Source organism: Pedobacter sp. Leaf216 (assembly GCF_001421515.1).
GTDB lineage: Bacteria > Bacteroidota > Bacteroidia > Sphingobacteriales > Sphingobacteriaceae > Pedobacter.
This window is the reverse complement of the sequence record NZ_LMKM01000036.1, coordinates 85,333-110,833: the sequence shown is the minus strand read 5'-3', so window position 1 is coordinate 110,833 and position 25,501 is coordinate 85,333. Positions and strand designations below refer to the sequence as shown.

The following is a 25,501-nucleotide window of genomic DNA, read 5'->3' as shown; positions in this document are numbered from 1 at the left end:
ATTGTTGTATTGTTGCTTTGTACCTTGCAATAACGAAAAAGTAAAGCAATGCACGAGCATTTTTTTACAAAAATAAGAATTATTCCTCTATTGGGCAGAAAGTAAAGATATTCAGGTGCTCAATATCTAATATTTCATGCACCACATCGGCCATTTCTTTGGTGGTAACTGCATTTATTTTCTCAAAAACAGTTTCTAAAGAATCTATTTTATTGTGATCGATCAGGCTTTTTGCCATCGAAATAATTAGTCCGATTCTATTTTCTTCTCCCAAGGCAATTTGCCCTATAAACTTGTTTTTTGCTTTTTGCAATTGAAGTTCATTTAAGGGATGTTCTCTAAGCCTTTTAATTTCTTTAAAAATCAGAGAAAGTGCTTTGGTCTGTTTTTCTTTATCTGTTCCAAAATAAATTGAAAAAATACCCGTATCGCTTAATGGAGAAAAATTAGATTCTATTGTGTACGCTATCCCATATTTCTCTCTAATCTGCAGGTTTAAAACCGAACTCATTCCGTTACCACCAAAATAATTGTTCAACAGCATTAAGGGTACCTTTTTCTCCTGATGGGTAGAATAAGCCTGGGTGCCCAAAATGCAGTGTGCCTGCATAATCGGTTTGTAAATGGTGGTATTGCTTTGTGATAGTACGGTTGGTTTTAACCTGGCTTTATCGGGATTATTTTCTTCAACATTGGCAAAATGTTTGCTGCCCTTGCTAACTACGCTGTTTAGGGTATAATTTCCTAAAATAGCCACTACAATTTCATTTGTTCGGTAGTTGGCTTTTCTAAAATTAATTACATCTTCGCGGGTAAAATGCTGCACCGTTTCAGTTGTGCCCAAAATGTTGTTGCCAAGTGGATGCCCTGCAAAAAGCATGTCTTCAAAATCATCGTTAATGGCTTCTTCAGGTTGATCCAGGTAAGAAGAAATCTCATCCAGGATTACACTTTTCTCTTTATCCATTTCCTCTTCGGGAAAAGTAGAGTGGAACAGAATATCGTTGAAAAGATCTAAAGTTCTATCCAGATAAGGGTTTAAAAAAGAAGCATGTATGCAGGTATATTCCTTTGTGGTATAGGCATTTAAATCAGCACCAACACTTTCTAAGCGGTTTAAAATCTGATTGGTACTGCGTTTTTCAGTTCTTTTAAAAATCAGGTGTTCGATAAAATGCGCTAAACCTGCTTTATTTTCCGGCTCATCGCGAGAGCCGGTATTTACGATAACGCAGGCGTGTGATATGGCAGAGGCCGAAGGCACATGCAATAAGCGTATACCGTTTGGCAAAGTGTGAACATTGTATTCCATTGAAGGGCAAAGATAAGGCTATTTGCTCACAATGACTCTGTATCTGGATATTGCAATTGTAAAGTGGAGATCAATTTATCTTTAGTTGGCCTTTTAAGTACCAAAAAAGCAAAATTTGCCGCAGCAAAAATCAAAAAGAACGAATTATGTGTGATAAAAAAACCAACAATGTTAAAAAGCGCACCTCCTTCCAGCATCGCTGAGCTAATGATAAATGCACTTTGATACATATTGATTTTTGTATCGACAGGTGCATTTTTATTAATTTTTGCCATTAAATTTCTATGAAAAAAGATACTTGCAGAAATCGTGATCAAACCCATGATCGGAAATATTGGGTTAAAGGGTGATGTGGTTTTAGGATTGGCATCGAAAAACATCATTTCGCGATTTAGAAAAATGGTTACCAATGCAAAAAGGAAAACCCCTGAGCATAAGGCAAGATGGATAATTTGGAGTGTTTTTAGTTTGGTGTTCATTGTGGGGTTTTAGCTTGATTTATATTTTAAAAAGGGTGGTCGTCATTCCCGCTCAGGCGGAAATGACGAACCGGGTAAAAAAATTATTTCGTTATCCCCTCCAGCGAGAACAAAAATGCCCACCGTAAGGAAACATCTTTTAAATAATCGAAACGGCCTGATGCGCCGCCATGGCCAAATTCCATATTGGTTTTAAGCAATAGTACGTTCTTATCTGTTTTTGTAGCCCTTAGTTTAGCCACCCATTTGGCAGGTTCGAAATACTGCACCTGGCTATCGTGCAGGCCTGTGGTAACCAGCATATTCGGGTAGGCCTTTTTCTCTACATTTTCGTAAGGGGAATAGCTTTTCATATAATCGTAAGCTGCTTTTTGTTTAGGATTTCCCCACTCATCAAATTCATTTGTGGTCAACGGAATGCTTTCATCCAGCATGGTATTAATTACATCTACAAAAGGAACATCAGCAATAATTCCGTTCCATAAACCAGGAGCCATATTGGCAACTGCACCCATCAATAAGCCTCCTGCGCTGCCTCCATGTGCATATAAATGACCTTTAGAAGTGTACTTTTGATCAACAAGATATTCGCCTGCAGCAATAAAATCGGTAAATGTGTTTTTCTTTTTCATCAGCTTGCCATCTTCATACCACTGTCTGCCCATTTCCTGTCCGCCACGGATATTTGCAATAGCGAAAACGAAACCACGGTTTAAAAGGCTTAATCTGGGTGAAGAGAAAGTGGCATCGGTGCTTGCTCCATAAGATCCATAAGCGTACAACAGCAATGGCGCATGTCCATTCTTTTCGAAACCCTTTTTATAAACCAGAGCAATCGGAATCTTTGTTCCATCCTTTGCCGTAGCGAAAACACGTTCTGTTGCGTAATCATTAGGATCGTAGCCACCAATAACTTCCTGTTGCTTCATTAGTTTTTTATCCTTCTTATCAAGGTCGTAATCATAAACAGAACTTGGTGTGGTTAAAGAAGTGTAAGAATAACGGAGCGTTTTACTGTTGTACTCCGGGTTTGCACCTACTCCGGCAGCATAAACAGGCTCATCAAATTTGATGTAGTAATCGCCCCCATCATTTTTAAGTACGCGGAGCTCTGTCAAGCCGTTTTTACGTTCTGATAATACCAAATGATCTTTAAATTCTTCCCCATATTCGAGTAAAACATCTTTGCGGTTTGGAATAACCTCTTTCCAGTTCTCCTTTTCTGTTTTATCCAAAGGGCATTCCATCAGGCGGAAATTTTTGGCGTTCCAATTGGTTATAATATAAAATTTATCGTCTACAGGCAAAATGTCGTATAAAACATCTTTCGATCGGCTAGAAAACACTTTAAAAGCATTTTCAGGATGATCAGCATCAATCATTCTATATTCAGCGCTTAGTGTTCCCTGTGAGCCGATGAAAATGTATCGACCGTTTTTTGATTTCATTACGCCAATATAGTTGCTGTTGTCTTTCTCCTCATAAACTACCGCATCTGTTTTGGCATCCGTACCAAGTGTGTGTTTTTTAATTTTCTCACTTAAAAGCGTAACAGGGTTTTTTGAGGTGTAAAAAAATGTTTTATTATCATTTGCCCATGCTACTGCACTTTCGGTATTGGTAATGGCATCTTTAAGTATTTCTCCTGTTTCTAAATTTTTAATGTTAATGGTGTATTGGCGGCGAGAAACCTGATCCACACCAAAAGCTAAAAGTTTATTGTCAGGACTAACACTAAAACCTGTAGCACTATAATAAGTGTGCCCTTTTGCAAGGTCGTCAACATCTAGCAAAACCTCTTCAGCAGCTGATAAACTTCCCTTTTTCCGGCAATATTTAAAGTATTGTTGTCCATCTTCGGTTCTTGTATAATAAAAATAGCCGTTCTTTAAAACAGGTACAGATTCATCTTTCTCCTTTATCCTTCCCTTCATTTCTTTAAACAGATCAGCCTGAAATTGATCTGTACTTTTCATCATTGTGTTGAGGTAAGTATTTTCGGCTTTTAAATAATTGACAACTTTTGTACTATCCGGACCTTTTTTAAAGTAATCGATCATCCAATAGTAATTATCTACTACAGTATCGCCATGTATTACTCTTTGGTGAGGAATAATTTCTGCTACAGGAGCTTTGGCATCGGGCCACTTAATCGCTTTCATTTCTTTCTTTTGGGGGTTATTGCAAGCCATAACTGTACTAAGTACAATTAGGCTGGGTAAGATACGTTTCATAGCGGTTTGATTTAGGTTCAAATGCAATTTAGTCAAATAGTTCAATAGTTTATTAGCATTAGCTCAGGAGTTCATTTGTTCCGTGTTCAGTAGTAGTGGCGGGCAGGATAACTTGTTAATTGTTTAAATCGATTATGCTGCACCAAACGCCAAGCGCTCAATCCCAAACCACCTATTACCATTTTAGCAAAAATCCATAAAGCCTATAGATAATTATCCGAAATAGAAAAATTGATGTTAAATTGCCAAATCAAAATGCTTGAAAAGAAGGATGAAATTAGGCTACAAAAAAATAGTTGTTAAAGTTGGTTCAAATGTAATTACACAAGCGAATGGTTTGCCCGATGAAGCAAGGATTAAACACCTTGTAAACCAATTGGCAGATATTAAAAAACAAGGTATTGAAGTTATTCTTGTTTCTTCGGGGGCAGTAGCATCTGGTAGAAGCCTGATTAAGGTTTCTGAAAAGCAAGATGCGGTAACTACCCGACAGTTATTGGCTGCAATTGGCCAGGTGAAATTAATTAATACCTATGCTAATTTTTTTGCCACCCATGATATTCAGTGTGCGCAGGTTTTGGTTACCAAAGAAGATTTTCGCGACCGGGCACATTATTTAAACATGAAAAACTGTTTGCAGATTTTGCTTCAAAATGAGGTAATTCCTGTTGTAAATGAAAACGATGTGGTATCTGTTACCGAGTTGATGTTTACTGATAATGATGAGCTTGCCGGATTAATTGCTTCGATGTTAAATGCTGACGCGCTGATTATCTTATCTAATGTGAATGGAATTTATAATGGCGACCCAAAAATTGAAGGATCGGCTGTTATTGAAGAAATTAATGGCTCGGTTGCTAATTTGGCATCTTTTATACAAACAGGTAAATCGCAATTTGGGCGTGGGGGCATGATTACTAAATCTACCATGGCACAAAAAGTGGCGAAACTTGGCATAACGGTTCATATTGCCAATGGAACTAAAAACGATGTGCTTACGGAATTATTAAATAATGAATTGGTGCACACTCGTTTTGTACCCGAAAAAAGTAAATCAGGCAAGAAAAAATGGATTGCTCATTCGGAAACAGCTGCAACTGGTGTTGTGAAATTAAACGATGGTGCAAAAACCGTACTAACCTCAGGAAAAGCCACCAGTTTATTGCCCGTGGGGATTATCGAAATACAAACAGATTTTTTAAAGGGCGATATTATTAAAATTGTGGATGAAAAAAATAACCTGATCGGATTGGGCATCGCAGAATATGGTTCGGATAAAGCCAGGGAACGCATTGGACAAAAGAAACAGAAAGCGCTGGTGCATTACGATTATTTTTATTCGGCTATTTAGCAGGCTCATTCGTCATCCTGAACTCGTTTCAGGATCTTATTAATAGATGCTGAAATAAATTCAGCATGACGAACCTCTAATTAAAACAAAACAATGGATTACAAACAATACTTCGAAAAAGCAAAACAAGCAAGTCGTACCTTGGTTGGCGTTGGTAAAGAAACGACAAATGCTGTTCTAACAGATCTGGCTGAGGCTTTGGTAGCCAATACAGCATCAATTCTTACTGAAAATGTAAGAGATTTAGCAAAAATGCCCATCGAAGATCCAAAATACGACAGGCTAAAGTTAAGTGCAGCGCGCATTGCTGATATTGCGAACGATCTTATAAATGTTGCAGGCTTAAACAGTCCTTTAGGTAAAATTCTTTCAGATAAAACGCTTGAAAATCAACTTCATATTCAGAAAGTTAGTGTGCCATTAGGTGTTGTAGGTGTAATTTACGAAGCCCGCCCAAATGTTACTGCCGATGTATTTTCACTCTGTTTTAAAACAGGAAACGTGGCTGTACTTAAAGGTGGAAGCGATGCAGAATTTTCAAATCTGGCGATTGCAAAAGTGATCCACGAAGTATTGGATAAACATAAAATTAATCGTGATGTATTAACACTATTGCCTGCAGAAAGGGCAGCTACTGAAGCTTTATTGAATGCAAGAGGTTTTGTTGATGTGCTGATTCCAAGAGGAAGTCAATCTTTAATTACTTATGTTCGCGAAAACAGCAAAATTCCTGTCATAGAAACCGGAGCAGGGATTGTTCACACTTATTTTGATGAATCTGGAGATTTGGAAAAAGGAAAAGCAATTATTTTTAACGCAAAAACCAGGAGGGTAAGTGTTTGTAATTCGCTTGATTGTGTGCTGATCAACCAGAACAGGTTGAACGATTTATCTGCACTTTTATCGCCGTTGGCTGATGGAAATGTTGAGCTTTATGCAGATGAAAGAAGTTATGATGCATTAAAAGCTACTTATCCTGCAGAATTGTTAAATCATGCTGCGCCGGATCATTTCGGCACAGAGTTTTTGTCGTTAAAGCTTGCCGTAAAAATAGTTGAAGATTTAAATGATGCATTAAACCACATTGCAAAATACAGCTCGAAACACAGTGAAGCAATTATATCAGAAGATGCTACTAATATTGCTCAATTTTTAAATGAAGTAGATGCCGCTGCGGTGTATGCCAATGCTTCTACCGGGTTTACAGATGGAGCACAGTTTGGCCTGGGGGCCGAAATTGGGATCAGTACGCAAAAACTTCATGCCCGTGGCCCAATGGGACTTGAAGAATTAACCAGCTACAAATGGGTGGTGAGGGGAACCGGCCAAGTAAGGGGTTAATCATTTTCATTACAAAAAAAGCACGATGGTTAATAGATTATGGTCAATGGCCGCGGAGCGATCAGCCAAAACGCTTTACAAACCAATCAGAAGATAATGGTTAATTGATTATGGTCGATAGCCTGGGAGGGATCAGCTATGAGCCAAAAAACCATGAACTATCGTCAGCCTGATTCACAATGGTCAATGGCCGCGGAGCACTCAGCTATGAGCCGAAAACCATGGTAAACCAATTAAAAGACAAATGGTAACTAGATTATTTTCAATGGCCGCCAAACCATTAGCTATGAGCCAAAAAACCATGAACTATCGTCCAGTCTAATCACAATGGTTAATAGCCGCGCAGACCATCAGCTATGGGCCGAAAACCATGGTAAACCAATTAAAAGACAAATGGTTACTAGATTATGGTCAATGGCCGCCAAACCATCAGCTATGAGCCAAAAAACCATGGACTATCAACCAAAAAACCATGAACGAGCCCATACGCAATTCGCTACAATTCAAATACTTCTCCTCTTTCGGGAACTGCAACATTAAAACCATCTTCCTGTAATGCCGATGATAAGCTTTGCAGGCTCTTATCTTCACCATGAACCAAGAATACTTTTTTGGGTTGCCCCGTTTGTTTTATTGTTTTAATTAAATCGTTATGGTCGCCATGCCCGCTAAGCAAATCCGTTTGGCGTATTGTAGCATAAACCATCATTTCGCGGTCTTTAATCCGAACAATTGGTGCGCCGCTTAATAATTTATAGCCAAGTGTTCCTTTTGCGCAATAACCAATAAACAGAATGGTGCAGTAATAATTTTGAATGTTGTAATACAGGTGATCCTGAATCCGGCCACCTTCTAACATACCTGCTGATGAAATGATGATGCATGGATCAAAATAATTGGAAACATCTTTACTCTCTTTCATGGTGTGAACATAAGCCAAATGCTCAAATTCAAATTCATCACCCATGGTTTGGTAAAAATCCTTAGCCTCCTGGTTTACCAGGTTATGGTGTTTACGGTAAACCTCTGTAGCTTGAATAGCCATAGGACTATCTACAAAGATTTGAACTGGCGGCAACAGTTTTTTGGTGAAAATTTGATTTAAAGCAAATACCAAAGATTGTGTTCTACCAATACTGAATGCAGGAATAATCAATCTACCGGGGCTTTTTATACAAGCTTCGGTAATTTCCTGTACCAATCTTTCTTCCAAAGTTTGATCTTTAGTATGCATTCTTCCGCCGTAGGTTGCTTCACTTACCAGGTAATCAACTTCGGGCAATGGTTCGGGATTAACTAAAACCGGATAATTATCTCTTCCAATATCACCGGTAAAAGCAATTTTCTTTTCCTCACCATGGTCATTTATAGTTAAAACAGCGGCAGCTGCGCCTAATAAATGCCCAACAGGAACAAAAGTTAAACTAATATCGCCGTTTATTTTAAAAGGCTTATTAAAAGCAATAGTTACAAAACGATCAATCGTATCCATCACATGTTTGTGCAGATACAAGGGTTTTGGGCCACTAAAATTGCCTCGTTTGGTTCTGGGTTTTCGACCTGCCTTTCTTAAAAAAAGTTCCACAGAATCGAATAATAATATTGAAGTTAAATCGGCTGTTGGTGGTGTACAAAGTACTTGTCCATCAAAACCCAGGCGCACCAACGTAGGTAAATTGCCGGAGTGATCAATATGGGCGTGGGTTAAAATAACCAGGTTTATACTTGCCGGATCGAATGGAAACTGTTGGTTTTCTTCCTGGTAGGTTTCTTTCTCGTAATCTAACCCACAATCTATCAGTATTTTATAATGGCCAGCCTCCAGCAAGTGCATACTGCCTGTTACTTGTTGTGCTGCGCCCCAAAACGTTAACTTCATCTTCTTATCTGTACAGTAAATTCTTTAGCCGTAAAGTAGTATAATTGATGGGATTTTTAAACAATCAGGCGTAATTTTTTAATTATAGTCTGTCGTTTTCCCTGAATTTTAGAATCCTTAAGATTTCAGTTTTGGCTTCTTCTGAAAAATGTTCTAAATCAGCTTGTGTGATTGTTTTGTCTAAAAGCATAGCAATGACCGTATCAAAAAACCAGGAATTTTTGAGACCGTCATATCTTCTGGCGATATGTTTGTCAAAATCCTTTACTGTAGTAAATATCTTATAGTAATCATCCCTATTGTCTACAGGCTGTTGCGTTTTCCATTGATCCAAAACTTCAGCGAATTCGTGCATGCCTTTTATTAATTCTCTTTGTAAAGCTACCTCAAATAATTTTCGGGCAACCTTGTTATCTGCTTTTGAAAAATCCATCTTTATCAATTGATCCTATAAAGATAAGAATGTATGATATATCCGGTCAAGCTCAAAGTCAACGAAAAGATTTTTTATCTTTGTAAAAAAACATTCAGCATGCAAGAGCCTTTTGATATCGTAATCGGACCAATAAACTATTCAGTTTTCCCTGAAGGAAATGATTCTTACACCATTTTTAAAGATGGTAAGGAATATATTCAGATTCAAAAAGATACCTCTTCAATTTGGCTAAAAATGGATTATAAAACCGAATTGCCAATTTTTGAAGAAGATGAAGAAGTTAATGCCATCGGCCAGGCCATTGAAAAGTACGTGCCTGAAGAAGATGATGAGGATATAGAAGAGTTATAGTCACAAAAAAAAGGCCCGATTTTAAAATCGGGCCTTTTGCTTTACAATGTTTTTACCTGTTGCAATTGGCTGTCCATGTTTGCCCATCTTTTGATACTAAAATATTAAGATTACTTGCATCAATACTAATACCAGTTAAACCTGAGCCTATGCTCACATAATTGTTATCGCTTTTCTTTTCAAACTTTACACCTGTAATATCAGGAATGTTGTTACCAAAGTAAAAGTTATAAGTTTCGCCAACTTTACTCACAGTTACTTTGCCATCGCTGCTGTTAATTGTTGTTTGACCGTTTCTATAAGAAACTGTTCCTTTATAGGTACCCACAAAGAAATCTTTGTCGGCCGGATCGGTATCTTTTTTACATGATACCATTACTGTTAATGCTATTAATAGCATGCTGAAAATTTGGATTGTCTTTTTCATCTCTTTCACTTTTTTTATTTTATATAGGTAATAAATGTAACTGCCTAAAGACAATCACTATGCCAAACCGTTTTGATGGAAGGGTAAATAAGGAGAGAAGACATGATAGTAGAAAATTATTTTCACTTGTAAGCATCTGTAATACAAGGCGTTGATTAGTCGCTTAAAAAGCAAAAGACGAAAATCTTTTAAAGGTCTACCTGAAATGTATGGTTATCGTTTTTGGATAATAAAACTGTTCAGTTTAATTGAATAAAGTAGACAAAAATTATTTTTTGTTTAAAATTGCAGTTATTTTTTTATCGAGGTCTAGATTTTCTTTGTCATCAAAAGAATCGCCGGTTTTGTATGGTTTATAATTTTTATCAAGGCGGTACAACTGATAATAATTGGTTCCTGTAAAACCGTAACTTATAATTACGCCATGCTTTTTATCATAGCTTGGGTTAACAATTTTATCAAAATTTTTAACTTTAGTTAAAGTATATTTTTTACGATTAATTAAATAAAGGTTATAAAAAGAGTTTCCTCCCCTTGCTCCGGTATCTTCAAAAATTAATAAATCCTTAACCCCATCATTGTTAAAATCCTCATATTTAAGGTTATCGGCTATGTGGCGCATTTCAATATTTTTTTTCCAAAATATTTTGTCGGTTTTTACTCCGGTTTTACCAAAGTACAGTATTGTGTTGCACAATTCTGAAAACGGTTCTTTTTCAGTAGTAAGGCATTGTAAAGCCAGCACATAACTTGTATTTTTAAAAGGATAAACGTATTGCCAGCTTCCTTTTGCATTTGACTGATTGAATATTTTTTGGGCAAATGAATGGCTGGTGATGAATATAAGGCATAAACAAAAGATCTTTCTCATGGAAGGTATGGTGAGCGTTAATAATAGAAATATTTGCCGTTGGCGGGGATTTTTAATTCAATTTGGCCAGGGATAAAACCATCCATTTTTGGAAGTGCTTTAAAAGGGTATTTGAAATTATAAAAACTATCTTTTGGGATCTTTGTTCCGTCATCGCAATCGCCATAGGTATAGGCGACACTCACTTGTTTGGTAGAGAAATTAATGTCGTATTTGTAATCAAAATCACAGGTATCGTAATCATCATAGGTAGAGCCGATCAGAAACCAATCGGCATTTTGATAGCGATAAACATTTTTCCAAGTACTATAATGCCTGCTGTTGTGGTTAAAGCTTTGTTCGGTTATTAGTGTATTATTTTTGATTTTTACCGAGAGATTTACCCCTGCATCAATACAGAAGCCACAATCTTTACTGCTTTTTAAAATGCTGCTATTGCTTTTCCAAAGTTTGTTTTTACCATTTATTTGTTTGCAGATGTATAACATTCTTTTAAATCCATTTTCTCCATCCGCTTTGTCAGTATCAAAAACAATTACCAATTCTTCAATGCCATCTTTATCTAAGTCGCCTTTGGTTTGGGTAACCATTTTGTAGTTTTTGGGTGGAAAAAAATCCGGCAATGTTTGACTGTTGCTTTTTAGGGAAATGATGATTAAGCTTAAAAATATAAAAGGCAATTTTTTCATAGGGGATATTTGCACGCCAATAAACTTAATGTTTATCAAGATAACAAATAAATTAAACGCTTTCTTAACAACATTTTATCCCGCCCAGCCATCTCTATCTAAACTCCGGTAATTAATTGATTCTGCAAGGTGTTCGAGTTCAACGTGCTCGCTTCCAGCCAAGTCGGCAATGGTTCGCGCAACTTTTAAAATTCTGTCGTAGGCACGGGCCGATAAGCCCAGTCGTTCCATAGCGGTTTTTAATAAAGTAGTGTCCTCGTTACTAATCTGGCATACTTTGCGCACCATTTTAGGGCTCATTTGTGCGTTATAATGCAAATCCTCCTGGTTAGCAAAGCGTAGGTCCTGAATTTCTCTCGCTTTAATTACGCGGTCGCGGATACAATCACTTTTTTCTGCACTTTGGGCGGAAGCCAATTCGTTAAAATTAACTGGCGTAACCTCAACATGAAGATCAATCCGATCTAAAAGTGGCCCAGATATTTTACTCAGGTATTTTTGCACTACGCCGGGGGCACAAACACAATCCTTTTCCGGATGGTTATAAAACCCGCACGGACAGGGGTTCATCGAGGCTACCAACATAAAGCTTGCCGGGTATTCTACTGAAAACCGTGCTCTGGCAATGGCAACTTTGCGGTCTTCCAAAGGTTGCCTCATCACTTCTAAAACGCTTCGTTTAAATTCCGGAAGTTCATCTAAAAATAATACACCGTTATGTGCAAGTGATATTTCTCCAGGCTGTGGATTTATTCCTCCACCAACTAAAGCTACATCGCTAATGGTGTGATGGGGCGAACGGTATGGGCGGATAGTCATTAAAGCATCAGCTGCCGAAAGTTTTCCGGCAACGGAGTGAATTTTTGTTGTTTCCAACGCTTCTGTTAAATTTAACGGGGGTAAAATTGTAGGTAAGCGTTTGGCTAACATGGTTTTACCGGCACCCGGCGGACCAATCAAAATTACATTATGGCCACCTGCAGCGGCAATTTCCAACGCTCGTTTTATATTTTCCTGCCCTTTAACATCAGCAAAATCATGTTCGTAATTATTGATATTTTTTAAAAACTCCTCTTTGGTATTAACCTTTACTTGTTCCAGCTGTTCTGTTTTATTAAAAAAACCTACTACCTGCGCAAGGTTTTCTACACCGTAAGCAATTAAATCGTTCACAATGCCAGCTTCACGAACATTTTGTTTGGGCAGGATAAAACCATCAAATCCATCCTGTTGGGCTTGTATAGCAATTGGTAAGGCACCTTTTATGGGCTGAATGCTTCCATCTAATGATAGCTCTCCCATAATAAAATAATTCTCCAATTCATCAGCAGGAATTTGCCCTGACGCTGCTAAAATGCCAATAGCGATTGGCAGATCGTATGATGAACCTTCTTTTTTGATATCGGCCGGAGCTAAGTTGACTACAATTTTCTGTTTGGGCATGCGAAAGCCAGAAACGTTTATTGCGCTGGCCACCCTTTGCAAACTTTCTTTAACTGCATTATCGGGCAGGCCCACCATGTAGTATTTGGTACCCGCACTAATATTCACTTCGATTGTTATGGTTAGTGCATTTACACCATAAACAGCACTCCCGTATGTTTTTACAAGCATTAAATTCTAAATAAATAAATGGAGATGTAAACTATTCGGGATGAATATTGATCACAATATAGAGATTGTTTAGCTAAGGATCAAATTTTTTTAGGTTAAGTGCCAAATACAACGTTTTCTGCTCAAATTACCAAACTAAATCAGCTTTTTCATATAAAATACCGATGTTCATGCAAAAAAAAATCCCGACCATTACTGATCGGGATTAATATCTTCACGAAGAATAAGACCTTAGGCCCTAAACTTCTCTACCCTAAACCTTTTAAACTATCTGCCAAATGGCATTTTAGGCATACCTTTCATCATTGCTGCTGCGGCTGCCGGGTTCGAAAACTGTTTCATCATTTTACGCATATCTTCAAACTGTTTAATCAGCTTGGTTACTTCTTCTACCTTGCTGCCAGATCCTTTTGCAATACGCAAGCGACGGCTTTGTTGAATGCTGTCTGGATTTTCTTTTTCAAACGGCGTCATTGAATTGATAATGGCTTCGATTGATTTAAAAGCATCGTCCTGTATATCTACATTCTTCATCATTTTACCCACACCAGGAATCATGCCCATCAAATCTTTCATGTTACCCATTTTCTTGATCTGCTGAATCTGGTTGTAGAAATCGTTGAAATCGAATTTATTCTTGCGGATTTTTTTCTGAAGTTCTGCAGCCTCTTTCTCATCGAACTGCATTTGTGCACGCTCAACAAGTGAAACCACATCACCCATACCCAAAATACGCGATGCCATACGATCTGGATAGAAAACATCAAGGGCTTCCATTTTCTCGCCGGTACCAATAAATTTAATCGGTTTATTTACTACCGATTTAATTGAAAGTGCTGCACCACCGCGGGTATCACCATCTAACTTGGTTAAAACAACACCTGTAAAATCTAATCTATCGTTAAATATCTTAGCTGTATTTACGGCATCCTGTCCCGTCATCGAATCCACTACAAACAAAATTTCGTGTGGATGGGTTTGGGCTTTAACTTCCGATATTTCGTTCATCAACGACTCGTCAATAGCCAAACGGCCGGCGGTATCGATAATGATTACATTATTTCCATTTTGTTTACCATGCTCAATACCTTCCAAGGCAATGGCAACAGGATCTTTTGATTCGCGGTTGGCATATACAGAAACCCCTACAGACGTTCCTAAAACCTCCAACTGATCTACAGCCGCAGGGCGGTACATATCGCCGGCAACCAGTAAAGGTTTTTTACCTTTACCTTTTAAATGCAGCGCCAGTTTACCCGCGAAGGTGGTTTTACCCGCACCGTTTAAACCTGCAATTAATATAATGGTAGGGTTTGCTTTGGTTTCTAACTCTGTAACCTCGCCACCCATTAAGGCCGCAAGCTCATCGTTCATTATTTTGGTAAGCAATTGCCCTGGCGAAACTGATGTTAACACATTTTGCCCTAAAGCTTTTTGCCTCACATCGTCCGTAAATGCTTTTGCTGTTTTATAGTTTACGTCGGCATCCAATAACGCTTTGCGGATTTCTTTCATGGTTTCTGCCACGTTGATTTCCGTAATGCTGCCTTGTCCTTTTAATACTTTAAATGCTCTGTCTAGCTTGTCCTGTAAATTATCAAACATCTTTTTTTAAGCTAAAAGCTTAATGCCAATGAGCAAAAAGCTACTTGTTTTTAATAAAAGGCAAATGTATTAAATTTTGCTTGTAAATCTTCGCAACTCAAAGTCAAAACTTTAGCTAGTTTACTATATTATTTAATCAGGCCGTGCAACATTTTGTTCTTTACGCAGTCTTATACCCAACTAACCTAAACCCATGAAACGCTTTATTCTCCCAATTTTAATATTTGTTTGTACTTACTGTAAAGCACAGGATATTGCTAAACAAAAGCAGTTGGATGCTAAAAGAACAATCCATATTCCTAAAATTGATGGTGTTTTAGATGATGAATGCTGGAATAATGTACCTATTGCTACAGATTTTATCGAAAATAAGCCCAACCCCGGAAAAATTGAAACTCAGGATAAACGTACTGAAATGAAGGTAATTTATGATGACGTTGCGATTTATGTTTATGCACGCATGTACGATAATCCTGATAGTGTTTCGCACGAACTGGTTTCGAGAGATAATATTGGTAACGCCGATTTTATTTCCATTATTGTTGATCCTTTTTATGATAAAATGAACGGTAACGGGTTTTTTGTTACCGCTGCGGGCGTGCAGTTTGATGCTAAATACTCACAGGTAGGTGATGAAGATGCAAACTGGAATGCTGTTTGGGAAAGTGCAGTTAAAATAGATGATAAAGGATGGACGTGTGAAATGAAAATTCCTTATTCGGCTTTGCGTTTTTCTGGTAAAGATGTGCAAAACTGGGGATTAAATTTTAGCAGGCGGATTCAGCGGCAAAACCTTCAAACTTTTTGGAATTTTGTTGATCCGAAAGTAAACGGATTTATAAATCAGGAAGGGCTTTGGATGGGAATAAAAGATGTAAAACCGCCATTGAGGTTGTCATTTTCTCCATACGTTTCGGCCTATGTTAATCATTATCCTGTTAATTTACCGGGCATAAAAAATACAACTTCGCGCTTTAACGGTGGTATGGATGTGAAGTATGGCATTAATAACAGTTTTACGCTGGATATGACATTAGTGCCCGATTTTGGTCAGGTACAATCAGATAACAGGATTTTAAACCTTACTCCTTTTGAGGTAAAATTTAATGAAAACCGACAGTTTTTTACCGAAGGAACCGAACTTTTTAACAAAGGTGATCTTTTTTATTCCAAGCGGATCGGCTCCATCCCATCTTATTATAATTATAGCGAAGTAGGAGGAGATAAGGTAGTAAAAGATCAAACGGAAGCTAAAGTGTTAAATGCCACAAAAATTTCAGGGCGTACGGCGAAAGGCCTTGGTATCGGGATTTTTAATGCCATTACCAATAGCATGCAAACGGAAGTTGAAGATGCGCAGGGAAATCTTCGTGAGGTAGAAACGCAACCCCTTACCAATTATAATATTTTGGTTTTTGATCAGTCGCTAAAAAACAATAGTTCGGCAACGTTTATTAATACCAATGTGTTAAGGCAGGGTTCGGCTTACGATGCCAATGTAACCGCTTTACTGTTTAACCTCAACAATAAAGGCAACAAATACTTTATAAATGGCGCAGGTAAAATGAGTTATTTAAAAGGTAAAGATGCGGTTACCGGATACAGTTATGGCCTAAAGTTTGGTAAACAAAGCGGAAATTTTACCTGGAGTTACTCGCAGCAATATGCCGATGATAAATTCGATCCATCTGACTTAGGCTTTTTTACCAATAACAATTTTTTAGATCAGGTGCTTGATTTCCATTACAATGTTTATAAACCCAGTAGTTGGTACAATCAGTTATTGAGCTATTTTAATGTTTTATATTCGCGGAGGGCAATGCCAGGCAGCTATCAAACTTTTTCTGTAGAAGGCGGTCCATATGTTCAATTCAAAAACTTATGGTCGGCAGAAGTAAATGGTGTTTATACCGCTGCAAGGAATGATTTCTACGAATCGAGAAACGGACATGTATATAAGGCACCCGAAAGCTATGGCTTTGCTTTATACATTAACCCCAACCGTGCCAAAGCCTATAATTTGGGCGGAAACATCCGTTATAAAGAACAAGAACTTTTTAAGGGTAAGGAATATAATTTTTACTTTTTCCAGAACCTGAGGCTAAATGATAAAATTGCCTTTGGTTTAGACCTTAGTTTTAATCCAAACTACAATTATGTAAACTGGGTAACAGCACAGGGCGATAAAGCCATTTTTTCTAAATACGACCGCAGAACGGTAGAAAACTCTTTTGATGCGAAATATACCTTTACCAATTTAATGGGCTTTACGGTTGTGTTGAGGCATTATTGGAGCGATAGGCGCAACAAAGAATTTTATTTACTTAAGCCAGATGGCAATTTAACAGATTATAAAGGACCAGCATTAACAGGTACCGATAGAAATTACAATGTATTTAACATTGATTTAATTTATACCTGGCAGTTTGCACCAGGGAGCACACTTTCAGTTTCTTATAAGGATGCCGCCGAAACTTATGATACTTACTATACGCAGCGGTACAATAAAAACCTGAGCGGGATTTTAAATGCTCCGCAGAATAACAGCCTTTCTGTTAAGGTTTTATATTATGTAGATTATCTTGATTTAAAGAAAAAAAGGAAAAAGGTTTAAGCCACAGCTTATGATAAACGGGCGGCGTGCTAAATTTATTTCAACATCTTTCTTGCCCGTAAGGCACTGAAATAAATGCAGGTGACGGTTACGTTAAAGGATTTTCGATTTAATTAACGTGCTTTCCCTGGGCTTACACCAAATTTTTTACTAAAAGCATTACTAAAGTGTTGTACGGATGAATAACCCAGTTCTTCAGATATATGCTTAATGTTTTTACTGTTATCGGCCAAAAGTTCTTTTGCACGCATTAATTTATAATCGCTTAAATAGCCAAAAACTGTATTATTGAAAATTTCTTTAAAACCATGTTTAAGTTTAAACTCATTTATTCCTGCGGTTTTAGCAAGCTCGGTTAACGATGGCGGATGGCTTGCGTTAGCCAATAAAAATTCTCTTGCATAATAAATGCGTTCTTTATCATAGGCCGATTTGATGGTTGGACTTTCTGTTTTTTTAGCCGCCAGCTCAAAAGCCTGTGCTTGTAGGGCCAAAAGCTCTAAACATTTAGATTGAAGGAACAAGAGCTTTAAGCCGCCCGTAAAATGGCAGTTTATAATGTCGCTAATACAACTGTGCATGGCTAAACTGATCGGAAGGTTTTCTGCCGAAATCTCTACCGGACGGTTATTTGTAATATTTTCTGCAAAATTCTTTAATAAAGTACTGCTTTCGCTGGTTAAATCGATAAAACGTGATCTTTCGAAATTTACCTCAAAAAATTTGTGCGGCCCACCTAATGAAAATTCCGCCGTTCCATCAAAATCAGGACTGTAGATAATATTATGCTGATTGGATTTAATATCCATGCGTTTATTGGTAAGGAAGTTTTCCATAATACCGCCGCCCATTAATGAAAAATGGAGCTCTACCATATCTGGTTCATCAAAAGATTTAATCCGCAAACGGCTTTTTTTTACCACTACATCGCCATAAACAATGTAAATACCCGAAAAAGCGATTTCCACAATCTCAGCGTCACCAAACGGAAAACTGTATTTATCCCTCCTTTCGGTTACCAATGCCTGGTTTAGGGCTAAATTATCGAACTTGTTCCCAACAACATAACATCCTTCTTCGCCATCATAAATGTTTAGGCCCATAAAATCCTTTTGATATAAATTTTAATCCTTTTGGTATAAAAAGATCCTGTTATTAGACAACTACTTTTGGGCAAAGTTACTAAACAAAAAAACATGATGCCTAAAATACCATCCTGGCTGGCCAATACAATGGAAAAAGTGATCAGCAATAAAATATACCAGGTAGAAGTTGTCGGAATTAATATGTTAAACAGCAACTTAAAGTGCGTTACGTTTAAAGGCGATTTTTTTGATGCTAACTTTATGCCCGGCAATGAAGTATTATTCAGGGTAAATGCAAACGAATACAGGCATTATACGCTTTCGGGCTTTGATGAAGCAAATGAAACCTGCGAGGTGATTTTTTACCTTAACAAACAGGGGCCAGGACATAGTTTAGCAGTTAACATTAAAAAAGGAGATCAGTTGAAACTTATTGCTGATGGAGCAAAGGTAAAATACGATGAAGAGGCGAACCAACACTTCTTTTTTGGTGATGAAACCAGCCTTGGTTTGTATGAATCGTTTGGTAAAAAAGTAATGCATGAGGATGTAGAATACTTTGGCGTTTTGGAGCTTATGGAAGAAAACCTCAGTGCTGTAAATCAGCTTAAGTTATTGATCGATACTGTGCCCGCTGATGTGAACTCCCCGGCAAAAAACGCCATCAACTGGATGGATAACATGCATCCCATCTGCTGGGAAATGTGGCGAAATGCTACATTTTATTTAACTGGCCGGGCTAAATCGGTACAAGCATTTAAAAAGTACCTCAAACAAAAAGGGGTAAGCTTTAGGCAGATTATTACCGCACCTTATTGGGAAATGGGTAAAATTGGCGGGGGATAATATTTCTACCTCGGGAAAGTAAAGCCAAAACCCAGGGCCAATGTTTGGTTGGCTTGTATTTTATTTGTACCAGTATCATCATCAAATAATAATACACCGGTTAGGCTCGTATTCATAAAACGGTTAATTTTTGCTGTTAAAGCAATGTCCAATCTATGATCTATTTTACTCGCTTTAAAATCTTTATAAGGAATAAACATGGCATATCTCGCTTTTAGATTGGTGTTGGTGAAAATATCTTTATCAAAAGCACTTACAACCTGGAAAGCCAGTTCATTTTTAAAGTTTTTTCCTTTTTCTACCGCGTAAACTTCGTTTTTATTGTCGTAAACCGCTGTATCAAGTACAAAAGTTTGTCTGGCTGTACCTGTACCAATCCTGGTAGAGAAATATTTAACCGGTTTATACTCAAAACCTATCGATTCGGTTAAATAACCTGGTGCCATAAATTTCGAGATCAGCACCTGCTGCTCGTCTCCATTGCCATCTCTGTAATACCTGAAACCTTTATCAAACTGAGATTCAAAACTTACCGAGCCGAAAAAGAACCAGCTTTTAGACAATTGAAAAGAGGCTTTATTATCCCAAAAAATACGGTCGTTGGTTTTCTTTTGCAGTTGATCTTTGTTTTTTATTTTACCGTACTGTAAAACAAGTTCACTTACATAGCTATAGCTGTTTTTATTGTATTCAGCTTTCCAGTTCACTAAGCCACCAACGGCAACAGAGTTGGTACCCCCGCCCTTCCAGTTATTGCTAAACTGCGCCTGGTTAACGTTGATGCCTATATTGGTTCTGGTTTTCCAGTAATTAATTTTGGCGTTTACAACCAAAGGCTTAATTTTTACAGGCTCAAAATTTAACGGCCCTTGTCTGCTTGGCAGCGGACTGCGTTTTAATTTAATGTTCAGGTCTTTTGTATTGATCGGGATGGTATCAATTTCCTGTGCATATAATTTTGTAGAGCAGAAACTTAGAGTCAGGATGATGGCAGCTAAACAGTTCTTCATTACCTACAAAGAAAAAGAAAAATTTTAGAGATAAAAAGCATTTAACAAAATGATTGTCGGATTGGCAATTGAATTGAATGCGAAAACAGTTGTTTCAAAACTTTTTGATCCAGCCGTACCAGTTACCATATTTAAGGTAATTTAAGTCTGCTTCATAATCATATGCCTCCTTTTCAAAAACGATGTTCCGGTAGGCTAATTCGTGTTTTTTATAGTGAAGGAGGTTAACTAAATAGTTAAGCAGGTAAGCAATGTAAAAAGGAAAAACAAGCAGTTCCAGTTGTTGGCGTAAATGGATTTTTTCGTGATTGATAATTTCAGGGTCACTTTTAAAACTTGCCGATTTTAATAAGATAAATGGAAATATGGCCATGCCTGCTGCAGGAAGCTTTTTAACAATGAGTATTGGTGCTCTCACAATTTCTCGATGGTTATTTTAGGCAGTGCAGGCAATTGCAATGCTTTCGGATTTAACCTGTAGCTTTTATAGGCATTTTTAATAAACTGATTAAATGAATAATCGGTTGCATCGAGTACAAATTGATAAGTTGGGCGGTACTGCTGCATAAAATCCGTTAGTTCATCATCTTTTATGCCTAAAACCTGCCGCACTAAATTGGCATTAAAACGATAATCGATCAAATCTTCACGGTAATCTTTTTCGAGTACTTTTTGAAGGTGGCGCGCATTTCGTCCCTGTTTGCTTAATAAGTTATAAATCGCATCTATACCAAGGCCTACCCCACCGTTGCCCAGGTTTAATAAATCTTTACTGCTGCCCTTCATGGTTTGATAGCGGTATTCCTGTACGTTTTTTTCGTAAAGTTGTTGGGGTGTTAACCTTTGCCGCTGAATCACTACATCCCGAAGTCGTATGCCAAGTGTTTTAAGTTGAAAATATATTGCCGGCTGGCCCTTAAAAACCATTGTATCAACCCCATAGCCCGATAAAGCTGCAACCAAAGTATCGCCTGGTATGGCAAAAGTGCTAAATTCACCTTTGGTGGTATTGTATAAACCATCACCCGTACGGATGTTGTAAATGTAAACCTTTGCCAGCCGTTGTTTGGTTTCTTTGTCAATAACGATTCCCTGCACGGGTTTTGTTTGTGCATAAAGCAGCACAGAGCAGCCTAAGAGGGAAATAAGTGTGAAAAGAAATTTCATCAGATTACAAAACTACAAATATCCGGCAGGCAATGTTTGTACTTAACATTATTTAACCTTAAGTAGCTGCCCCAGTTTAATAGCATCCGTACTCATTTCGTTCAGCATTTTAAGTTGATCAACAGTTAGGTTAAACCGTTTTGCAATATTATATAAGGTATCGCCTTTTACAACGGTATAAGTGCCATCAGCAAGAATTGGTTTTGCACCGGGAGGAGGTGTTTCAACAGGTGTAAATTTGGCTTTTTCCTGCGGAATATTTTGATTAATTTCAGTAAATACCCTATCCTCACGCGCAATTTTCTGCTTTTCGCTTTCTGATTGATCGTATTGATGAAGTTGATATTTCTCTATTGTATTGATCAAAAGATCAGGATATTTCGGATTGGTGGCGTAACCTGCTGTTTTTAATCCCTGCGCCCAGCTTTTATAGTCGTTTTTATCCAACTGGAAAAGAAAGCTGTAGCGTTTGCGTTTTAAAAATTCAGAATGATCCCTAAAGGATTCGCGGGCATCTTTATAAACCCTAAAACAATCATTTTTCTGGTCGTCATCGCGGAAATAGTTTTTTCCTTTCCAATCGGATGTGCATTTAATACCAAAATGATTATTGGCATATTTGGCCAGATCGCTGTTTCCACTGCCCGATTCTAAAATTCCCTGTGCTAAGGTAATACTGGCGGGGATACCGTTGGCATTCATTTCTTCTACCGCTACACCCTTAAATTCATCTATATAGCTTAAAGTATTATAGCTTTTGTACGAATTGTTATTGGCCTTATTGGCTGCTTTTTCGATCTGTTTGTTGTTTTTGGAAAATTTCCGCGAACCGCACGAGCTCAAAAAGATAAGGATTGCCGCTAAGAAAATTAAATGATTGGATGAACGCATTCTTGGTGTATATTTAATTGTTTAAATCGGTTAACTGGTTAATTGTGAGCTGTGGTATTGTAAATTGTTGGAATGAATTAAATTTCTATTGACTTAGCGCTTTGCTTAAAACTTCAACTTCTGCCCTGGCTTTAAGTTCGCTTTTTTATGCCGTTTTTCTGCATCAATTTTTTAACTGTTGTACCTTTCTTTTTTGCTATGATACTTAAGTTATCGCCCGATTTTACTGTATAAGTTGTGGTAGTTCTTCGGCTTCTTGTGCGGTGGCGAACCGGAGCTGCGTAAACCGGTTCTTCGTATCCTTCCGGTCTTTCGTCATATTGATAAAGCTCGTATTTTTTAATCAGTCCGATAACCTGACTGGACCAGCTTCTGCTGCTTGCATAACCACAGCGGCGGATTCCATAAGCCCAGCCTTTATAATCATACTGGTCATATTTTGCGAAAAGATTGTTAAAAGGCTCGCGTGTTTCCATAATTTCCACAAAATGACTGTAAGATTCATCCGCATTTAAGTAATCGCGATAAGAAGATCGGATTCCAGCATTGTTGTTCGGGCCTTTAACACCAAAATGATTATTCATTTGTTGGGCTATTTTGCTGTTACCTGCGCCAGATTCGTGTATCGCAACAGCCAAAATAATACTTGCAGGTATTTTATGGTCGCGCATTAATCCCTGCGCATATTCTACATGTTCTGCAATATATTCTTCCGTGTCTTGCGCCTTTGCAACAATTCCTGATAAAAGGAAAAGACAAAAAGTAAAGATTTTCTTCATTTCATTTTTGGTTAATAGACCATGGTTTAATAGGTAATAGCCTTGACTTATACGGCCAGGAGCAATTTACTATAGGCCAACATCAGTTCTTCCTAATCACAAACAAACCATCCCGAACAGGCAAAATCAGTTTTTCAATCCGTTCATCTGCAGCTATTTTGTCATTAAAACTAGTAATATTCCTGGTGTCTTTATCTTGTTTCTCCTGAAGTACTTTTCCACTCCACAATACATTATCCACAATGATAATCCCTCCGGGGCGAACGCGATCGAAAATTAAATCATAATAAGTGCCATTGTTTTTTTTGTCGGCATCAATAAAAACAATATCAAAACTTTCATCCAAGTGAGCAATGGTAGCAGTTGCATCGCCAAGGATGTATTTAATCTGATCATTGTAGGCAGACTTTTTAAAATTGCTCCGTACCATGTCTTCCAGTTCCTCGTTAATATCCAAAGTATACAGCAAGCCATCGCTGGATAAGCCTTCTGCTAAACATAAAGTTGCATAACCGGTAAAAGTGCCAATTTCTAAAATACGTTTGGGCGAAACCATTTTGCTGAGCATACTCAAAACCCTGCCCTGGTAGTGGCCGGATAACATGCGTGGCATTAAAACTTTAAGGTTGGTTTCGCGGTCTATCTGTTGAAGCAGTTCGCTTTCAGGCGCGCAGTAGGCAATTAATAAATCTTGTAAATCGTCGTTTATCAGGCTCATTTGTTGGTTATAAACGGTTACTTTCCATAAAATATTGTAAAATGATGGTTGCAGCGATGGTGTCTACCCTGTCTTTATCCCTTCTATCCATTTTTTTCAAACCACTTTGCATAATTGCTTCATGTGCAAGTTTGGAGGTAAAACGTTCATCAACCCAGTGCCTTGGAATATCGGGAAATGATTTTTTTAACAAGGTAGCAAAGCCCTTTACATGTTGTGCCGAATCAGATGGTGAACCATCCATTTGCTTAGGATCGCCGAGTACAAAAGCCTCAACCTGTTCATTAACCATATATTTTTTAACATATTCGATTACATCTTTCGGATGTACGGTATCCAATCCGGTTGCAATTATCTGCAAGGGATCGGTTACTGCAATACCGATGCGTTTTGTGCCATAATCAAATGCGAGGATTCTTGCCATAAATGTTAAGCGTTAGGTGTTGGCGTAAAGCGTTAACCCATCTTTTAATTTTAAAAAGTTCAAAGGTAACGTTTTTGAAATAATCGGTAAACCTCGCAGATTTTTAAACCTCCGGGGTTTGTTAATGCAATACCGGAGCTTACTTTTCTTAAACCAGATTAACTTGACTTTGGTCAAATCTCAAATCTAATATCTAACTTCTCATATCTATTTCTTATTTTGCACCAAATGCAGTTTAAAGAAATCATCGGACAGGAAAGAGTAAAGCAACAATTGGTGCAAACGGTTAAAGAAAACCGCATTAGCCATGCGCAACTGTTTTTATCGGCGGCTGGTTCGGGTGCTTTGCCTTTGGCTATTGCCTATGCGCAATACATCAACTGCCTTAACAAAGGTGAAAATGATAGCTGTGGCGAATGCTCGAGCTGCAGAAAGTACGAACGTTTAATTCACCCTGACCTTCATTTTTCCTATCCTTTTTTTGCTTCGGCAAGTGTAAAAATTGCTGTAGATGTACTTGAAGAATGGCGCAGCATGGTAATGCACGATCCTTATTTTGATATTGATATCTGGCGGTCAAAACTTGACGCAGCCAATAAACAGGCCAATATCAACATTGCAGAATGCCACGATATTATTAAAAAACTGAGCTATAAAGCTTTTGAAGCCGAAACAAAGGTTTTAATTATGTGGCTGCCCGAATATTTGGATAAAGCCGGTAATGCCCTGTTAAAATTAATTGAAGAACCACCTGCAAATACCCTGTTTATCTTAATTGCGCAAAGCCAAGACCAAATTTTAACCACTATTTTATCGCGTACGCAGATTGTTAAGATCCCGAAATTATCATCAGAAGAGGTAACCGGGTATTTATTAAACGCAAGCGGATTAACTGAGCACCAGGCCATTGATTATTCCTTTTTAGCTGATGGGAATTTAATTGAAGCAAAAGCACTGGCTGCAGATACACAAAGCGATAGCTCGGGTACATTTACAGCCTGGTTAAGAATGGGTTTTGGCAACAAAGTACCCGATTTAGTGGAGTTTACCGATGAGGCGGCAAAGTGGGGAAGAGAAAACCAAAAGAATTTTTTAAAATATGGCGTAAACTATTTGCGCGAATGCTGTTTGATTTTAAGTGGTGCCGAAGAATTGGTAAAACTGCCGCCATTAACCTTTGAAACAGCAAAAAAGCTCAGTACGCACGTACTTACACTGCCCATGGCAGAAGCCATAATTGGCGAGTTGGAAAAGGCGCATTACCACATTGAAAGAAACGCAAACCCGAAAATTCTGTTTTTAGATGTATCTTTACAATTGGTAAAAATTATCAAGTTTAAAACGCTCCCTGCGGGGACTCAATATATATACAATTAAT

Annotated in this window: 24 protein-coding genes; 6 read left to right on the top strand and 18 right to left on the bottom strand. The window is 37.8% G+C overall.

Annotation, left to right across the window (positions count from 1 at the left end; all coding sequences use genetic code 11):
* Positions 1-79 precede the first annotated feature (79 nt).
* The 3 genes from ASE74_RS22190 to ASE74_RS22180 all read right to left on the bottom strand — a co-directional run bounded on the left by ASE74_RS22190 (position 80) and on the right by ASE74_RS22180 (position 4,025).
* Positions 80-1,312 carry a pitrilysin family protein gene (locus tag ASE74_RS22190; protein WP_055914247.1) on the bottom strand — a complete coding sequence of 411 codons (1,233 nt, stop codon included), beginning with the start codon at positions 1,310-1,312 and terminating at the stop codon, positions 80-82.
* 26 nt (positions 1,313-1,338) lie between these two features.
* Positions 1,339-1,791 (bottom strand): hypothetical protein, encoded by a 453-nt coding sequence (locus ASE74_RS22185; RefSeq protein WP_055914244.1) that lies wholly within the window; start codon positions 1,789-1,791, stop codon positions 1,339-1,341.
* 83 nt (positions 1,792-1,874) lie between these two features.
* Positions 1,875-4,025, bottom strand: coding sequence for a S9 family peptidase (locus ASE74_RS22180; RefSeq protein WP_055914242.1), 2,151 nt, complete (start codon positions 4,023-4,025; stop codon positions 1,875-1,877).
* Between the two features lie 271 nt (positions 4,026-4,296).
* Here ASE74_RS22180 and proB point away from each other — a divergent pair, with 271 nt between their 5' ends.
* Together proB and ASE74_RS22170 are read left to right on the top strand one after the other, a co-directional pair.
* Positions 4,297-5,376 carry a glutamate 5-kinase gene (proB, locus tag ASE74_RS22175; RefSeq protein ID WP_055914239.1) on the top strand — a complete coding sequence of 360 codons (1,080 nt, stop codon included), beginning with the start codon at positions 4,297-4,299 and terminating at the stop codon, positions 5,374-5,376.
* Between the two features lie 93 nt (positions 5,377-5,469).
* Entirely contained in the window at positions 5,470-6,717 is a 1,248-nt protein-coding gene (locus ASE74_RS22170; protein WP_055914236.1) for a glutamate-5-semialdehyde dehydrogenase, read from the top strand.
* A 496-nt stretch (positions 6,718-7,213) separates the two neighbouring features.
* Here ASE74_RS22170 and ASE74_RS22165 read toward each other — a convergent pair whose 3' ends face one another.
* Positions 7,214-8,596: an MBL fold metallo-hydrolase RNA specificity domain-containing protein gene (locus ASE74_RS22165; protein WP_055914233.1), complete on the bottom strand. Its 1,383-nt coding sequence runs from the start codon at positions 8,594-8,596 to the stop codon at positions 7,214-7,216.
* An 82-nt stretch (positions 8,597-8,678) separates the two neighbouring features.
* A complete protein-coding gene (locus ASE74_RS22160) occupies positions 8,679-9,029 on the bottom strand; it encodes a hypothetical protein (RefSeq protein ID WP_055914230.1) in 351 nt (116 codons plus the stop codon).
* Positions 9,030-9,128: 99 nt separating this feature from the next.
* Between ASE74_RS22160 and ASE74_RS22155 the strand changes: the two genes are divergently transcribed.
* Positions 9,129-9,383 (top strand): hypothetical protein, encoded by a 255-nt coding sequence (locus ASE74_RS22155; RefSeq protein ID WP_055914227.1) that lies wholly within the window; start codon positions 9,129-9,131, stop codon positions 9,381-9,383.
* A gap of 52 nt (positions 9,384-9,435) precedes the next feature.
* Here ASE74_RS22155 and ASE74_RS22150 read toward each other — a convergent pair whose 3' ends face one another.
* From ASE74_RS22150 to ffh, 5 genes are all read right to left on the bottom strand, one after another.
* Positions 9,436-9,810: a hypothetical protein gene (locus ASE74_RS22150; protein ID WP_055914447.1), complete on the bottom strand. Its 375-nt coding sequence runs from the start codon at positions 9,808-9,810 to the stop codon at positions 9,436-9,438.
* Between the two features lie 268 nt (positions 9,811-10,078).
* Positions 10,079-10,681 (bottom strand): hypothetical protein, encoded by a 603-nt coding sequence (locus ASE74_RS22145; RefSeq protein WP_055914223.1) that lies wholly within the window; start codon positions 10,679-10,681, stop codon positions 10,079-10,081.
* Between the two features lie 17 nt (positions 10,682-10,698).
* A complete protein-coding gene (locus tag ASE74_RS22140) occupies positions 10,699-11,370 on the bottom strand; it encodes a hypothetical protein (RefSeq protein WP_055914220.1) in 672 nt (223 codons plus the stop codon).
* 75 nt (positions 11,371-11,445) lie between these two features.
* Positions 11,446-12,984: a YifB family Mg chelatase-like AAA ATPase gene (locus tag ASE74_RS22135; RefSeq protein ID WP_055914217.1), complete on the bottom strand. Its 1,539-nt coding sequence runs from the start codon at positions 12,982-12,984 to the stop codon at positions 11,446-11,448.
* 267 nt (positions 12,985-13,251) lie between these two features.
* Positions 13,252-14,589: a signal recognition particle protein gene (gene ffh / locus ASE74_RS22130; protein WP_055914213.1), complete on the bottom strand. Its 1,338-nt coding sequence runs from the start codon at positions 14,587-14,589 to the stop codon at positions 13,252-13,254.
* Between the two features lie 193 nt (positions 14,590-14,782).
* Between ffh and ASE74_RS22125 the strand changes: the two genes are divergently transcribed.
* A complete protein-coding gene (locus tag ASE74_RS22125) occupies positions 14,783-17,203 on the top strand; it encodes a DUF5916 domain-containing protein (protein WP_055914211.1) in 2,421 nt (806 codons plus the stop codon).
* A gap of 113 nt (positions 17,204-17,316) precedes the next feature.
* Here the strand turns inward: ASE74_RS22125 and ASE74_RS22120 are convergent, their stop codons facing one another.
* The gene (locus ASE74_RS22120; protein ID WP_055914208.1) at positions 17,317-18,306 is read right to left on the bottom strand and encodes a helix-turn-helix domain-containing protein; all 990 of its coding nucleotides are present in this window, start codon (positions 18,304-18,306) and stop codon (positions 17,317-17,319) included.
* Positions 18,307-18,399: 93 nt separating this feature from the next.
* On the opposite strand from ASE74_RS22120, the gene ASE74_RS22115 reads away from it, so the two are divergent.
* The gene (locus ASE74_RS22115) at positions 18,400-19,134 is read left to right on the top strand and encodes a hypothetical protein (RefSeq protein WP_157255505.1); all 735 of its coding nucleotides are present in this window, start codon (positions 18,400-18,402) and stop codon (positions 19,132-19,134) included.
* 5 nt (positions 19,135-19,139) lie between these two features.
* Here the strand turns inward: ASE74_RS22115 and ASE74_RS22110 are convergent, their stop codons facing one another.
* The 7 genes from ASE74_RS22110 to ruvX form a co-directional block, all read right to left on the bottom strand.
* Entirely contained in the window at positions 19,140-20,144 is a 1,005-nt protein-coding gene (locus ASE74_RS22110) for a DUF3078 domain-containing protein (RefSeq protein WP_055914203.1), read from the bottom strand.
* A 94-nt stretch (positions 20,145-20,238) separates the two neighbouring features.
* A complete protein-coding gene (locus tag ASE74_RS22105; RefSeq protein ID WP_200912347.1) occupies positions 20,239-20,562 on the bottom strand; it encodes a hypothetical protein in 324 nt (107 codons plus the stop codon).
* A complete protein-coding gene (locus ASE74_RS22100) occupies positions 20,559-21,311 on the bottom strand; it encodes a hypothetical protein (protein WP_055914200.1) in 753 nt (250 codons plus the stop codon). The genes ASE74_RS22105 and ASE74_RS22100 overlap by 4 nt, the downstream gene beginning before the upstream one ends.
* A gap of 48 nt (positions 21,312-21,359) precedes the next feature.
* Positions 21,360-22,202 (bottom strand): glucosaminidase domain-containing protein, encoded by an 843-nt coding sequence (locus tag ASE74_RS22095; RefSeq protein ID WP_055914197.1) that lies wholly within the window; start codon positions 22,200-22,202, stop codon positions 21,360-21,362.
* Positions 22,203-22,333: 131 nt separating this feature from the next.
* Positions 22,334-22,981, bottom strand: coding sequence for a glucosaminidase domain-containing protein (locus ASE74_RS25415; RefSeq protein ID WP_055914194.1), 648 nt, complete (start codon positions 22,979-22,981; stop codon positions 22,334-22,336).
* 82 nt (positions 22,982-23,063) lie between these two features.
* Positions 23,064-23,699: an O-methyltransferase gene (locus tag ASE74_RS22085; protein WP_055914191.1), complete on the bottom strand. Its 636-nt coding sequence runs from the start codon at positions 23,697-23,699 to the stop codon at positions 23,064-23,066.
* 7 nt (positions 23,700-23,706) lie between these two features.
* The gene (ruvX, locus tag ASE74_RS22080; RefSeq protein ID WP_055914188.1) at positions 23,707-24,123 is read right to left on the bottom strand and encodes a Holliday junction resolvase RuvX; all 417 of its coding nucleotides are present in this window, start codon (positions 24,121-24,123) and stop codon (positions 23,707-23,709) included.
* A gap of 228 nt (positions 24,124-24,351) precedes the next feature.
* On the opposite strand from ruvX, the gene ASE74_RS22075 reads away from it, so the two are divergent.
* Positions 24,352-25,500, top strand: coding sequence for an ATP-binding protein (locus tag ASE74_RS22075; protein ID WP_055914185.1), 1,149 nt, complete (start codon positions 24,352-24,354; stop codon positions 25,498-25,500).
* Position 25,501 lies beyond the last annotated feature (1 nt).

Excerpts from the sequence above, each read along its gene's own strand:
- ASE74_RS22190 (WP_055914247.1), bottom strand. The coding sequence starts at position 1,312 with ATGGAATACAATGTTCACACTTTGCCAAACGGTATACGCTTATTGCAT.
- ASE74_RS22185 (WP_055914244.1), bottom strand. The coding sequence starts at position 1,791 with ATGAACACCAAACTAAAAACACTCCAAATTATCCATCTTGCCTTATGC.
- ASE74_RS22180 (WP_055914242.1), bottom strand. The coding sequence starts at position 4,025 with ATGAAACGTATCTTACCCAGCCTAATTGTACTTAGTACAGTTATGGCT.
- proB (WP_055914239.1), top strand. The coding sequence starts at position 4,297 with ATGAAATTAGGCTACAAAAAAATAGTTGTTAAAGTTGGTTCAAATGTA.
- ASE74_RS22170 (WP_055914236.1), top strand. The coding sequence starts at position 5,470 with ATGGATTACAAACAATACTTCGAAAAAGCAAAACAAGCAAGTCGTACC.
- ASE74_RS22165 (WP_055914233.1), bottom strand. The coding sequence starts at position 8,596 with ATGAAGTTAACGTTTTGGGGCGCAGCACAACAAGTAACAGGCAGTATG.
- ASE74_RS22160 (WP_055914230.1), bottom strand. The coding sequence starts at position 9,029 with ATGGATTTTTCAAAAGCAGATAACAAGGTTGCCCGAAAATTATTTGAG.
- ASE74_RS22155 (WP_055914227.1), top strand. The coding sequence starts at position 9,129 with ATGCAAGAGCCTTTTGATATCGTAATCGGACCAATAAACTATTCAGTT.
- ASE74_RS22150 (WP_055914447.1), bottom strand. The coding sequence starts at position 9,810 with ATGAAAAAGACAATCCAAATTTTCAGCATGCTATTAATAGCATTAACA.
- ASE74_RS22145 (WP_055914223.1), bottom strand. The coding sequence starts at position 10,681 with ATGAGAAAGATCTTTTGTTTATGCCTTATATTCATCACCAGCCATTCA.
- ASE74_RS22140 (WP_055914220.1), bottom strand. The coding sequence starts at position 11,370 with ATGAAAAAATTGCCTTTTATATTTTTAAGCTTAATCATCATTTCCCTA.
- ASE74_RS22135 (WP_055914217.1), bottom strand. The coding sequence starts at position 12,984 with ATGCTTGTAAAAACATACGGGAGTGCTGTTTATGGTGTAAATGCACTA.
- ffh (WP_055914213.1), bottom strand. The coding sequence starts at position 14,589 with ATGTTTGATAATTTACAGGACAAGCTAGACAGAGCATTTAAAGTATTA.
- ASE74_RS22125 (WP_055914211.1), top strand. The coding sequence starts at position 14,783 with ATGAAACGCTTTATTCTCCCAATTTTAATATTTGTTTGTACTTACTGT.
- ASE74_RS22120 (WP_055914208.1), bottom strand. The coding sequence starts at position 18,306 with ATGGGCCTAAACATTTATGATGGCGAAGAAGGATGTTATGTTGTTGGG.
- ASE74_RS22115 (WP_157255505.1), top strand. The coding sequence starts at position 18,400 with ATGATGCCTAAAATACCATCCTGGCTGGCCAATACAATGGAAAAAGTG.
- ASE74_RS22110 (WP_055914203.1), bottom strand. The coding sequence starts at position 20,144 with ATGAAGAACTGTTTAGCTGCCATCATCCTGACTCTAAGTTTCTGCTCT.
- ASE74_RS22100 (WP_055914200.1), bottom strand. The coding sequence starts at position 21,311 with ATGAAATTTCTTTTCACACTTATTTCCCTCTTAGGCTGCTCTGTGCTG.
- ASE74_RS22095 (WP_055914197.1), bottom strand. The coding sequence starts at position 22,202 with ATGCGTTCATCCAATCATTTAATTTTCTTAGCGGCAATCCTTATCTTT.
- ASE74_RS25415 (WP_055914194.1), bottom strand. The coding sequence starts at position 22,981 with ATGAAGAAAATCTTTACTTTTTGTCTTTTCCTTTTATCAGGAATTGTT.
- ASE74_RS22085 (WP_055914191.1), bottom strand. The coding sequence starts at position 23,699 with ATGAGCCTGATAAACGACGATTTACAAGATTTATTAATTGCCTACTGC.
- ruvX (WP_055914188.1), bottom strand. The coding sequence starts at position 24,123 with ATGGCAAGAATCCTCGCATTTGATTATGGCACAAAACGCATCGGTATT.
- ASE74_RS22075 (WP_055914185.1), top strand. The coding sequence starts at position 24,352 with ATGCAGTTTAAAGAAATCATCGGACAGGAAAGAGTAAAGCAACAATTG.